13 protein-coding genes are annotated in these 11987 nt (G+C 67.7%); 9 read left to right on the forward strand and 4 right to left on the reverse strand.

Annotated elements, in window-relative coordinates:
- The first annotated feature begins 1 nt into the window (after position 1).
- The 9 genes from NBE95_RS19045 (at position 2) to NBE95_RS19085 (ending at position 6759) form a co-directional block, all read left to right on the forward strand.
- Entirely contained in the window at positions 2-562 is a 561-nt protein-coding gene (locus NBE95_RS19045) for a MauE/DoxX family redox-associated membrane protein (protein WP_354670378.1), read from the forward strand.
- Position 563: 1 nt separating this feature from the next.
- The gene (mauD, locus tag NBE95_RS19050) at positions 564-1163 is read left to right on the forward strand and encodes a methylamine dehydrogenase accessory protein MauD (RefSeq protein WP_289896034.1); all 600 of its coding nucleotides are present in this window, start codon (positions 564-566) and stop codon (positions 1161-1163) included.
- A 43-nt stretch (positions 1164-1206) separates the two neighbouring features.
- Entirely contained in the window at positions 1207-1773 is a 567-nt protein-coding gene (mauA, locus tag NBE95_RS19055; RefSeq protein WP_289896035.1) for a methylamine dehydrogenase (amicyanin) small subunit, read from the forward strand.
- 77 nt (positions 1774-1850) lie between these two features.
- On the forward strand, positions 1851-2249 hold the full coding sequence (locus tag NBE95_RS19060) for an amicyanin (RefSeq protein WP_289896036.1): 399 nt from the start codon (positions 1851-1853) through the stop codon (positions 2247-2249).
- A gap of 21 nt (positions 2250-2270) precedes the next feature.
- Positions 2271-3167, forward strand: a complete 897-nt coding sequence (mauJ, locus tag NBE95_RS19065; RefSeq protein WP_289896037.1) for a methylamine utilization protein MauJ — start codon at positions 2271-2273, stop codon at positions 3165-3167.
- A gap of 5 nt (positions 3168-3172) precedes the next feature.
- Positions 3173-4387, forward strand: a complete 1215-nt coding sequence (locus tag NBE95_RS19070; protein WP_289896038.1) for a cytochrome c peroxidase — start codon at positions 3173-3175, stop codon at positions 4385-4387.
- 19 nt (positions 4388-4406) lie between these two features.
- The gene (gene napG, locus NBE95_RS19075; RefSeq protein ID WP_289896039.1) at positions 4407-5072 is read left to right on the forward strand and encodes a ferredoxin-type protein NapG; all 666 of its coding nucleotides are present in this window, start codon (positions 4407-4409) and stop codon (positions 5070-5072) included.
- Positions 5069-5962, forward strand: coding sequence for a quinol dehydrogenase ferredoxin subunit NapH (gene napH, locus NBE95_RS19080; protein ID WP_289896040.1), 894 nt, complete (start codon positions 5069-5071; stop codon positions 5960-5962). Before napG ends, napH begins: the two co-directional genes overlap by 4 nt.
- Before the next feature lie 110 nt (positions 5963-6072).
- Positions 6073-6759 carry a fumarylacetoacetate hydrolase family protein gene (locus tag NBE95_RS19085; protein WP_289896041.1) on the forward strand — a complete coding sequence of 229 codons (687 nt, stop codon included), beginning with the start codon at positions 6073-6075 and terminating at the stop codon, positions 6757-6759.
- A 123-nt stretch (positions 6760-6882) separates the two neighbouring features.
- Here the strand turns inward: NBE95_RS19085 and NBE95_RS19090 are convergent, their stop codons facing one another.
- The 4 genes from NBE95_RS19090 to NBE95_RS19105 all read right to left on the reverse strand — a co-directional run bounded on the left by NBE95_RS19090 (position 6883) and on the right by NBE95_RS19105 (position 11987).
- Positions 6883-8061: a Hint domain-containing protein gene (locus NBE95_RS19090; RefSeq protein WP_289896042.1), complete on the reverse strand. Its 1179-nt coding sequence runs from the start codon at positions 8059-8061 to the stop codon at positions 6883-6885.
- Positions 8062-8454: 393 nt separating this feature from the next.
- A complete protein-coding gene (locus NBE95_RS19095) occupies positions 8455-10053 on the reverse strand; it encodes a GMC family oxidoreductase N-terminal domain-containing protein (RefSeq protein ID WP_289896043.1) in 1599 nt (532 codons plus the stop codon).
- A gap of 46 nt (positions 10054-10099) precedes the next feature.
- Positions 10100-11098 (reverse strand): branched-chain amino acid ABC transporter permease, encoded by a 999-nt coding sequence (locus tag NBE95_RS19100; RefSeq protein WP_289896044.1) that lies wholly within the window; start codon positions 11096-11098, stop codon positions 10100-10102.
- A gap of 1 nt (position 11099) precedes the next feature.
- Complete coding sequence (locus NBE95_RS19105; RefSeq protein ID WP_019352514.1) at positions 11100-11987, reverse strand: branched-chain amino acid ABC transporter permease; 888 nt, start codon at positions 11985-11987, stop codon at positions 11100-11102.

Here is an 11987-nt window from a genome sequence, read left to right on the forward strand (position 1 = left end):
GATGACGGCGCTTTTGCAGGAACCCCTGATCCTCTGGACCCTGCGCAGTTTCCTTGCGGCGCTGTTTGCGACCGCGGCGGTCTCGAAGCTGACCGGGATCGAGGAGTTCTACGGCGTGGTGCGGAATTTCCGCCTGCTGCCGGACGGGCCCAGCCGCGCGGTGGCCATGGTGCTGCCGGTGGCCGAGCTGGCCATCGCCGTGGCCCTGCTGGTCCCGGCGCTGGCCCGGCCCGCCGCCGTCGCTGCGGCGGGGCTGCTGGCGGTCTTCGGTCTCGCCATCGCCGTCAACGTGCTGCGCGGGCGCACGCAGATCGACTGCGGCTGCTTTCGCGGCGGCATGAAGCAGCACATCAGCTGGCTGCTCGTCGGCCGCAACGCCGGGCTGACCGGGCTGGCCCTGGCGCTGGCCGCGCTGCATCCGGTCGCGCGCCCGGCCGGGGCGGTCGAACTGACCACCGGTCTGATCGCCGGCGCGGTGCTCATGCTTCTCTATTTCAGCGCATCGCTGCTGGGCGGGCTCTCCGCCACGCAGAACGCAACCTCTACAGCGAAAGGCCGCTGACATGACGTTTCTGATTGCCTCGAACATCCTGCTTTGGATCGCCTTCCTGGGCGTGACGGTGGTCATGCTGGGCCTGATGCGGCAGATCGGGCTGCTGCACGAGCGCTCGTCGCCCATGGGCGCCATGATCACCGATCACGGCCCGGATATCGGCGACCAGGCGCCGGAATTCGACCTGCCCGACTATTTCGGCCGCTCGGTGCATATCGGCGGCGCCTCGGCCGAAGGCCGGCCGACGCTGCTGATGTTCACCGCGCCCACCTGCCCGGTCTGCGACAAGCTGTTCCCGATCATCAAGTCCATCGCCAAGGCCGAGAAGATCGGCGTGGTGATGATCAGCGACGGCGCCCCCGAGGAGCACGCCCGCTTCCTCAAGAACCACGAGCTGGGCCAGATCCGCTATGTCGTCTCGGCCGAGATCGGCATGGCCTTCCAGGTCGGCAAGATCCCCTATGGCGTGCTGCTGGATGCCAAGGGCGAGATCAAGGCCAAGGGGCTGACCAACACGCGCGAGCACCTGGAAAGCCTGCTGGAAGCCGACAAGACCGGCTTTGCCTCGCTGCAGCAGTTCATGGCCAGCCGCAAGAAGAACGCGGCCTGACCCGGCCGTTCCCGTCTCGACCCAAGCTGAGGGAGGATCAACGATGCTGGGGAACTTCAGATTCGATGCCATGGTCGAAAGACTGTCCCGCCGGGTGGCCGGCCGCACCAGCCGCCGCGGCGCCATCGGCCGGATCGGCACGGTGCTGGCCGGAGCGGCCATCGTGCCGCTGCTGCCGGTGGACCGGCGCGGCCGCGTCAGCCGCGCCAATGCGGCCTCGGCGCCGGAAGGCGCCGACCCGCGCGCCAAATGGCAGCCGCAGGACCATGACGTGCAGGCCTGCGACTACTGGCGGCACTGCTCGATCGACGGCAACATCTGCGACTGCTCGGGCGGTTCGCTGACCAACTGTCCGCCGGGCACCAAACTTGCCACCGCGTCCTGGGTGGCCAGCTGCTACAACCCGACCGACGGGCAAAGCTACCTGATCGCCTATCGCGACTGCTGTGGCGCGAACGTCTCGGGCCGCTGCCCCTGCCTGAACACCGAGGGCGAGCTGCCGGTCTACCGCCCGGAATTCGCCAATGACATCATCTGGTGCTTCGGCGCCGAGGATGACGCCATGACCTATCACTGCACCATCTCTCCCATCGTCGGCAAGGCCAGCTGACGATCCCTGCCGGACGCGACCTCCGCCCGGGCCAGCCCGGCCGCGTCCGGCACCCTTTCCCCGAAGAGGAGCTTTCCATGAATTTCGCAATGAAGTCGCGGGCCGTCCTGACCGCCCTGATGCTGACGGCCTCCGGCGCCACCGCAACCCTGGCGGCCGATGCGATCACCGTGCCCAACGCGGCCGCGGTGCCTGCCGCCGAAGTCCCGGCCGATGCCATCGTCGTCAATATCGACAAGATGAAATACGACCAGCCCGAGCTGAAGGTGAAGCCCGGCGACACCGTCTACTGGATCAACAAGGAAGTCATGCCGCACAACGTCGCCTTCAAGAAGGGCGAGGTGGGCGACGAGCCCTTCAAGGGCGACATGCTGAAGAAGGACCAGGCCTATTCCATCACCTTCAACGAGGCCGGGGCCTATGAATATCACTGCACCCCGCATCCCTTCATGCGCGCCAAGGTGATCGTCGAGTGAATCGCGGGAAAGGAACCGGCCATGTGGATCCCCTATGACATCCGCGCCGCGCTGAAGGCGGAAAGCAGCCGCGACAGCATCAGCCTGTCGCGGGCCGACATCCGCACGCGCGAATTCCTGGTCGGCTTCTTCCTGCGCAATCCGGTGACCCAACTGTGGGAACTGGACCTGCTGGTCCCCGGCGACCTGCCGCTGGCGGGGCCGGAAGCGGGCGGAATGCGGATCAGCCTGCACGGGAACGAGGGCGGCAAGCTGGCCGAGATCCTCTGCCGGCTCGATGCCGCCTCGGCCGAGGAGGCGCTGGACCGCGCCCATGCCGATATCGAGCGGCGCATCCAGCGTTATCTGGTCGAGACCGGGCGCGGCATGGCCATCGCCGGCTGGCGCATCGCCGACATGGCGCATGGCGCCCGCTGGCGCTGCACGCCCTTCCGTCCCAGCGCCATGCAGCTGGACTTCGCCGCGCTGGCCCCGATCGAACCGGACCTGGCGCCGGTCGTCGGGCTGTTCCAGCGCGCCCGCAATGCGCCCGATGCCGCCAGCCGCCTGCTGGCCGGCTTCGCCGTGCTGCACGCCGCCGCCAGCGGCCATGCCGCGCTGGCGCGCTCGGGTGCGGAAGCCCTGCGGGTCAGCGAGGAGATGCTGATCCATTCCGGCGCGCTGAACGCCCCCGAGGATCTGCTGGGCCTTGGCCTTGCGGATCTGATCGCGGTGCTGCGGCCGCATCACGACCGGCTGTTCGCGCCCGACGGGGTGCTGGCGCCGCTGGCGGACGGTCTGCCGGCGCAAAAGCACCTGTCGCAGCTTGCCAATCTGGCGGATCTGGTCGCGCATCGGCTGATCGCGGCCGAGATCCGCGCCCGCAGCAGCCTGGCCGCCTGCCGTGCCGGGGCGGCGGGGCAGGGGGTCGAGGTCTGATCGTCATGCCGCGTTTTCATCCCCTGCCGTCCCTGCTTTTGCCGCTGATGCTGGCCGGTGCCGTGGTGACGGTGGGTGCCGCGGCCGGGCGCGACCAGCGCCTGCCCTCGGGCGAGGCGGCGCCGGAACTGGCCGAGCTTGGCCGGCGGCTGTTCCACGACCCGGCGCTGTCGCGGGGCGGGACGCAGTCCTGCGCCACCTGCCACGACCCGGAACAGGCCTTCACCGACCCGCGCGAGGGCGCGGCGGGCCGGGCGGTGTCGCTGGGCGACGACGGCATCTCTTACGGCGACCGCAACACGCCGACGCTGAGCTATGCGGCGCTGAGCCCGGTCTTTCACCGCGACGAGAAGGGCCGCTACAAGGGCGGCCAGTTCTGGGACGGGCGTGCCGACGATCTTCAGGATCAGGCTGGCCAGCCGATGCTGAACCCGGTCGAGATGGCGATGGCCGACAAGGCGGCGGTGGTCGGACGGCTGCGCGACGATCCGGACTATCGCGACGGTTTCGCGACGCTGTTCGGCCCCGATGCGCTGGAGGATGTCGGCCGCGCCTTCGAGCATACCACCGCCGCCCTGGCCGCCTATCAGCACGGCGAGGAGTTCCTGCCCTTCGATTCCCGCTTCGACCGCTGGCAGCGCGGCGAGGCCAGCCTGACCGCGCAGGAGGAATTCGGCTATACCGTCTTCATGACCTGGAACTGTCGGCTGTGCCACCAGCTGCAGAAGCAGGGCGTGGTCGAGCGCGAGACCTTCACCAGCTTCGAGTTCCACAATATCGGCGTGCCGGTGAACCAGGCCGCCCGCGCCGCCAACGGTCTGGGTGCGGACCATGTCGACCGGGGGCTGCTGGCGCGGCCGGGGATCGACGATCCGGCCCAGGCCGGGCGCATCAAGGTGCCGACATTGCGCAACATCGCGGTCACCGGCCCCTATATGCACAATGGCGTGTTTCGGGATCTGCGCACCGCCGTGCTATTCTACAACAAATATACCAGCCGCCGGCCCGCTTCGCGCATCAATCCCGAGACCGGCGAGGATTGGGGTCCGCCCGAGGTGGCCGAGAACCTGTCTCTGGCCGAGCTGCAATCCGGGCTGATGCTGGACGAGGCCCGCGTCGATGCGCTGGTGGCCTTTCTCGAGACCCTGACCGACCGGCGCTACGAGCCGCTGCTGGCCGAGCAGAAACGCGCAGCCGAGGAGGCGGCCCGGACCGACTGAAGACCCGGAGGAGAGCAGGATGGCATCCAGCAAGCGCAAGATGAACCGTCGCACGGCCATGCAGGAACTGGCCCGCGGGGCAGGGGCGGCCTGTCTGGGCGGGTTCTCGCTGGCGGCGCTGGTCGAATCCACCGCGCGCGCCGATGCCCGCGCCCTGCGCCCGCCGGGGGCGCTGCCCGAGGAGGATTTCCTGGCCGCCTGCGTGCGCTGCGGGCTTTGCGTGCAGGCCTGCCCCTATGACACGCTGTCGCTGGCCGAATGGGGGCAAGAGGCGGCGGTCGGCACGCCCTTCTTCACCCCGCGCGCCGAGCCCTGCTACATGTGCAAGGACGTGCCCTGCGCAAGGGCCTGTCCGACCGGGGCGCTGGACCGCGACATCGCCTCGATCCGCGATGCCGACATGGGCGTCGCCGTGCTGGTCGGACACGAGGACTGCCTGAACTACAAGGGCATGAATTGCAGCATCTGCGTCCGGGTCTGCCCGATCCGCGGCGATGCGATCACGCTCGAGCCCGGCGAGGTCGACGGCCGCGCCATCATGATTCCGACCGTGCATTCCCAGCATTGCACCGGCTGCGGCACCTGCGAGAAGCATTGCGTCACCGGCCATGCCTCGATCCGGGTGCTGCCGCGCGACCTGGGGCTGGGCGGCGCCGGCCGCAACCGCGCGGGGAGGCCGGCATGATCGGGCCGCTGATTTCCGAGAACCGCCGGCTCAGCGTCGCGGCGCGCGGCTGGCTGCGCTCGCATAAATGGTGGCTGATGCGGCGGCTGACCCAGGTCTCGTTGCTGGGCCTGTTCATGCTGGGGCCGTGGCTGGGGATCTGGATCGCACGCGGCAATTTCGCCGCCAGCGACATCGCCGGCCTGGTGACGCTGGCCGATCCCTATATCCTGGTGCAGGGCCTGTTCGGCGGCACCTCGCCGACCTGGCCGGTGCTGAGCGGGGCGATCCTGATCGCGCTGGCCTATCTGGTGCTGGGTGGCCGGGCCTATTGCGGCTGGGTCTGCCCGGTCAATGTCGTGACCGACACCGCCTTCTGGCTGCGCGAGAAGACCGGGCTGACCCGCGACCGCAAGCTGGACCGGCGCACCCGGCTGTTCATTCTGGCCGGAACGCTGCTCGCCTCGTTCCTGACCGGCGCCGCGGCCTGGGAATTCGTCAACCCGGTCAGCCTGTTGCAGCGCGCCTTCATCTCGGGGATCGGGCTTGGCTGGGCGATCATCCTGGCGGTGCTCCTGCTGGACCTGTTCGTCTCGCGCCGGGCCTGGTGCAGCCATCTCTGCCCGGTCGGGGCCTTCTACGGGCTGATCGGCCGCTTCTCGCTGGTCCGGGTTTCGGCCGCGCGGCGGGACGCCTGCACCGATTGCGGCGCCTGTTTCAACATCTGCCCCGAGCCGCATGTCATCGTGCCGGCGCTGAAGGGCAAGGCCAGCCCGCTGATCCTGTCCGGCGATTGCCAGAATTGCGGCGGTTGCATCGACGCCTGCCCGGTCGACGTGTTCCAGATCTCTGGCCGCAAACCCTGGCTGCACGGCTCGCGGCAGGCCGCGCCGGTGTCGGAGACGCCCTGAGCACGGGCGACGCCTGCGCCGCCGGATTCGCCTCGGTTGCATCGCCGCTTTCCCCGCGCCGCGGAACCGGGCAGAGTCGCGGCATCGTCCCCCTGCCATGGATCCCCTGCATGTCTTATGTCCTGCCCGTTCCCGCCACGCCCTCGGTCCCGGTCACCGGCCGCGGCGAACGTTTCGCGGTGCGCCGCATCTTCTGCGTCGGCCGCAACTATGCCGATCATGCGCGCGAGATGGGCCACGACCCGGACCGCGAGCCGCCCTTCTTCTTTTCTAAGCCGGCCGATGCGCTGCTGACCGACGATGCGCCGCTGCCCTATCCGCCGCTGACCGCGGACCTGCATTACGAGGCCGAACTGGTCGTCGCCATCGGCCGCGGCGGCAGCGACATCCCGGTCGAGCGGGCGCCGGATCACGTCTGGGGCTATGCCGCCGGGAACGACTTCACCCGCCGCGACCTGCAGGCCGAGGCGAAGCGGCTGGGCCGCCCCTGGGACATGGCCAAGGGCTTCGACCATTCCGCCGCCTGCGGGGCGATCACCCCGGCGGCAGAACTGGGGCGGCTCGACCATGGTCGCATCGTCTCGACGGTCGATGGCGTGCTGCGCCAGCAGGGCGACCTGAGCCAGATGATCTGGTCGGTGCCCGAGATCGTCGCCATCCTGTCGCGCCATGTCGCCCTGGCGGCCGGCGATCTCATCTTCACCGGCACACCGGCGGGGGTCGGCGCGTTGTCCCGCGGCGCGCAGGTGGTGGTCGAGATCGACGGCCTCGCCCCGCAGCGCACCCGGGTGATCTGAGATCGCGGCCTGCGCGCCGTTGCCGGATCGCGCGGGCCGGGTCGCGATTGTTCGGCACCGCTGCCGCAAAGCAAAACGACCGCGGATCGCTCCGCGGTCATCCTTTGGGATCAGCAGCCCGGTTCAGCTAAAGACGGGACGGCTGTGCTGAACGTGACGGACGGTCATCCGCCGCGATTTCCGGCCCGAAGGGATCGGACGCGCCGGAGACGGAGCGAAATCCGCATCGCGCAGTTGCGGGAACAGCGCGAAAATCTCTTCCCGGGCCGCCGCGCCGACCGATTTGAGCGCCTCGGTGCCGGTATAAAGCGATTCGGTGGCGGCGCCGTTGGAATTCACCACCTCGTGGTTCTCGAACAGGATGTGGAAATACTCCACCTCGGCCACGTCCTCGGCAATATCGACGCCCTCGATCTGCAGAAGCTGCTTGGCGGCGACAAGCACCTCCATCGCCCCGAACATCTTGAGCGCGATCTTCGAGCGCACCAGGACGCGGTGCTGCGGCGAAACCACCAGGTCGGTCGAAGGCGTCAGGTCGCCAAGCGCGCCGGCCTTGATGCGGATCGGGCGCAGTTTCGGCTGCGCGGTCAGGGCGGCGGCGGCCAGTTTGACCGAGCCGATCCAGCGCACCGGCTGCAGCCCGTGATCGCGGGTGCGGACCAGATCGCCCACCGTCAGCGTCTCGACGGCGACGAAACCGTCCCGGGTTTCGATCAGGGTGCCGGCGGTGAAGCAGGGCACGACATCCTCGTCATCCAGCGGCAGCGTGCCTTCGGGATCATAGGCGACGTTGACGACCAGGGTGTCGAGCGTCTGCTGCAGCGTGCTGAGGATCGGCGCCAGCAACGGATTGCTGTTGAGTTCGGACAGGTTGATGTCCGCGAGGTTGACGGGAAGCCCAGCCACGGTGCCTTGGATATTCAGGCCGATATGGCTGGCATCCAGCGGCTCGTCGGTGACGAAATAGGTGTTGCCATCCTCGCCGACGACATAGGAACCGCTGATGGGATTGAGCTGGATGGTTATGTTCGCCAAAAGCGGGATGCCGATGGATGCCGTCGCCGTCGAAAGCGTGCCGGTGCCGGCGAAGGTGCCGGTCAGTTCCGGATTCTGCTCGGTATCCACCAGCGACACGTCGTCGCCGCGGGTCAGGGTGGTGGCCGAATTGGCGTCCACGTCATACTGGCTGAATTCGTTCGAGCCGCTCAGTTCGTTCAAGAGCAGGTTGTTGCCCAACGACAGAACCGGCGTGGTTGCGGTCAGGTCGATGGTCGCATCAGGGATTTGAGTATAATATGCCATGTTTCACCCAAAGTCAGACCGGTGGTCAATCACCGAGTCGAGGTTTTTCAAATGTCCGAACAGGGGAAATGCACACCCGACGGACGCCAACACATGGTACGCTAAGAACACGCGCCGCGCGGGAATCAATACGCCAAAAAGTTGATTCAGCGACGACGCATACTCTCTATGCGTCTTTTCCCGTGAGCACGCAACTGTTTTGAGGCCGTCAAGCCTTCCAAGAATTCTGCAAGAAAGGCGGATGATTCGGGCAGATAAACGAAAGGCATAGGGGAATCGGGTTTTCTGCGTAAACCGCAGTTATTTTCACCGCCTCCGCGGTCACGCGGATCTTCTGGCAGACCAAAAACCTTTTGAAAGTCAGGCGACGCCGGACCGGCACGGGGCAGCGGGTCAGCCCCGCGCATCCTCAAGCATCATCCGCGCCGCCTTTTCCGCGATCATCATCACCGGGGCGTTGGTATTGCCGCTGGTGATCGTCGGCATCACCGAGGCATCGGCGATCCGCAGCCGGCCAAGCGCCCGCATCCGCAGCCGCGCATCGACCACCGCGCCGTCATCGGCGCCCATGCGGCAGGTGCCGACCGGATGGAAGATGGTGGTGCCGACGGCGCCGGCCGCCCTGGCCAGATCCTCGTCGCTCTGGAAGGCGATGCCGGGGACGTGCTCCTCGGGGTTGAAGCGGTTGAAGGCCGGCTGCGCCGCGATCTTGCGTGCCAGGCGGATGGCACGCACCGCAATCTCGCGGTCTGCCTCGGCCGAAAGGTAATTCGGGCGGATCGCGGGATGGGCGCGGAAATCCGGTCCGGCGACATGGACCGAGCCGCGGCTTTCCGGGCGCAGGTTGCAGACCGAGGCGGTCATGGCCGGGAAGGGATGCACGGGGTCGCCGAACTTGTCGAGGCTGACCGGCTGGACGTGGAATTCCAGGTCCGGGGTCGCCTTGTCCGGCCCCGAGCGGGTGAAGATGCCGAGCTGGCTGGGCGCCATCGACATCGGGCCCGAGCGTTTCAGCAGATATTCCAGCCCGATCGCCGCCTTGCCCATCAGGCGCGAGGCTTTCTCGTTCAGCGTCGGCACGCCGCGCACCTTGTAGACCAGGCGCAATTGCAGATGGTCCTGCAGGTTCTCGCCCAGGGACGGAACCTCGACCTGCGGGGTGATGCCGGCGGCCTGCAACATCTCGCCACGGCCGATGCCGGAATGTTCGAGGATCTGCACCGAGCCGATGGCGCCCGCCGCCAGCACCGTCTCGCGCATCGCGCGGACCTCGCGGCGCTGGCCCTGATGGTGGAAGACGACGCCCGTGACCTCGCCCGCCTCGATCACCAGCCGCTCGACCTCGGCGCCGGTCAGGATGCGCAGGTTGGGGCGGTTCCGCACCGGGCGCAGGAAGGCGCGGGCCGCGCTCCAGCGCCAGCCGCTGCGCTGGGTCACGTCGAAATAGCCGCCGCCCTCGTTGTCGCCCCGGTTGAAATCCTCGGTCCGGGGGATGCCGGCCTGTTCCGCCGCATCCATGAAGGCGTCGAGCACCGCCCAGCGGACCCGCGCCGTCTCGACCCGCAATTCGCCGCCGGCGCCGTGCATGGCATCGCCGCCGCGATAATGGTCCTCCTGCGCCTTGAACAGCGGCAGCACGTCGTCCCAGCCCCAGCCGGTGCAGCCAAGCTGGCGCCAATGGTCGTAATCCGCCGCCTGCCCGCGCATGTAGATCATACCGTTGATCGAGGAGCAGCCGCCCAGCACCCGGCCGCGCGGGTAAAGCAGCGCGCGGCCGTTCAGCCCCGGCTCGGGCTGGGTGCTGTAGCCCCAATCGGTGCGCGGGTTGCCGATGCAATAAAGATAGCCGACCGGGATGTGGATCCAGTGGTAATTGTCGCGCCCGCCGGCCTCCAGCAGCAAGACCCGGGTGCCGGGATCGGCGCTGAGGCGATTGGCCAGCACGCAGCCGGCGCTGCCCGCGCCGATCACGATATAGTCGTAGCTTTCCATCGGATACTCCATGCAGGGCCCCCGCTTGCACGCGGGGGCCGCACCATCACGATTCGGAGCGGAACCCCAGTTTCCGGCCGAGCTTGGTTGCGAAGAACTCGCCCACCAGGCCGCGGCGGAACAAGAGCACGCAGACCATGAAGACGAGGCCGGTGATGATCGTCACCGGGAAGTCCGAGGTGGCGAGAAAGTTCTGCAGGCTCACCACCAGCCCGGCGCCGACGATGGGACCGAAGAGCGTGCCGATGCCGCCCAGAAGCGTCATCAGGATCACCTCGCCCGACATCTGCCAGGCCACGTCGGTCAGGGTGGCGAACTGGAAGATCAGCGCCTTGACCCCGCCGGCCAGCCCGGCCAGCGCCGCCGACATCACGAAGGCGCCCAGCTTGTAATGCTGCACCGAATAGCCGAGCGAGATCGCGCGTTGTTCGTTCTCGCGGATCGACTTCAGGATCATGCCGAAGGGCGAGTTCACGAAGCGCCGGATGATCAGCAGACCGATCACGAAGACCGCCAGCACGAAGTAATACATATTCATCGGCCGGTTCAGGTCGATCAGCCCGAACAGATGTCCGCGCGGCACCGACTGGATGCCGTCCTCGCCATGGGTGAAGGGGGCTTGCAGACAGAAGAAGAAGAACATCTGCGACAGCGCCAGGGTGATCATGGCGAAATAGATGCCCTGGCGGCGGATGGCGATGGCGCCGATCACCAGCCCCAGCCCGGCCGCGCCGGCGACGCCCAGCAGGATGCCCGCCTCGGGCGGCCAGCCCCAGACCTTGACCGCATGGGCGGTGAAATAGGCCGCGCCGCCGAAGAAGGCGGCATGGCCGAAGGACAGCAGCCCGGTATAGCCCAGCAGCAGGTTGAAGGCCGAGGCGAAGAGCGCGAAGGCCAGCAGCTTCATCAGGAAGATCGGGTAGAGGAACATCGGCGCCACCAGCAGCCCGGCCAGGGCCAGGGCGATCAGCAGCAGCCGGGCCTGGCCGGCGCGGGGATGGGCCGCGACCGGATCCGGGGCGGCGGTTTCGGTTTTCCCGGCCATGTCAGGCCTCCTTTCCGAAAAGGCCCGCGGGCCGCAGGATCAGGACGATCGCCATGATCACGAAGATGACGATGTTCGAGGCCTCGGGGTAGAAGACCTTGGTCAGCCCCTCGACCACGCCCAGCAGATAACCGGTGACGATGGCGCCCAGGATCGAGCCCATGCCGCCAACCACCACCACCGCGAAGACGATGATGATCAGGTTCGAGCCCATCAGCGGGCTGACCTGATAGACCGGCGCCGCCAGCACCCCGGCGAAACCGGCAAGGCCCGCGCCAAGCGCATAGGTCAGGGTCAGCAGCAGCGGCACGTTGACGCCGAAGGCCTGCACCAGCGTGGGATTCTCGGTCGCGGCGCGCAGATAGGCGCCAAGCTTGGTCTTCTCGATCAAGAGCCAGACCCCGATGCAGACCGCGAGCGAGGCGACGACGACCCAGCCGCGATAGATCGGCAGGAACATGAAGCCCAGGTTCACCGCCCCGGTCAGTTGCGAAGGCGGCGCATAGGGCTTGCCCGAGGCGCCGAAGAAGTAACGAAACGTCCCCTCGATCGCCAGCGCCAGGCCGAAGGTGAACAGCAGGCCGTAGAGATGGTCGAGCTTGTAGAGCCGCGACAGCATCGTGCGCTCGACCACGGCGGCAAGGATGCCGACGATCAGCGGCGCCAGGATTAGCGCCAGCCAGTAGTTGATGCCGCCCCAGTTCAGAAGCAGCAGTGCCGCGAAGGCGCCCAGCATGTATTGCGCGCCATGGGCGAAGTTGATGACCCGCAGCAGGCCGAAGATCACCGCCAGGCCCAGGGACAGCAGCGCGTAGAAGCTGCCGTTGATCAGCCCGACCAGCAGTTGCCCCATGAGCGCCTGGACGGGAATGCCGAAGATCATGGTCAT

Origin of the sequence: Paracoccus sp. TOH (assembly GCF_030388245.1) — a bacterium.
Classification (GTDB): Bacteria; Pseudomonadota; Alphaproteobacteria; order Rhodobacterales; family Rhodobacteraceae; genus Paracoccus; species Paracoccus simplex.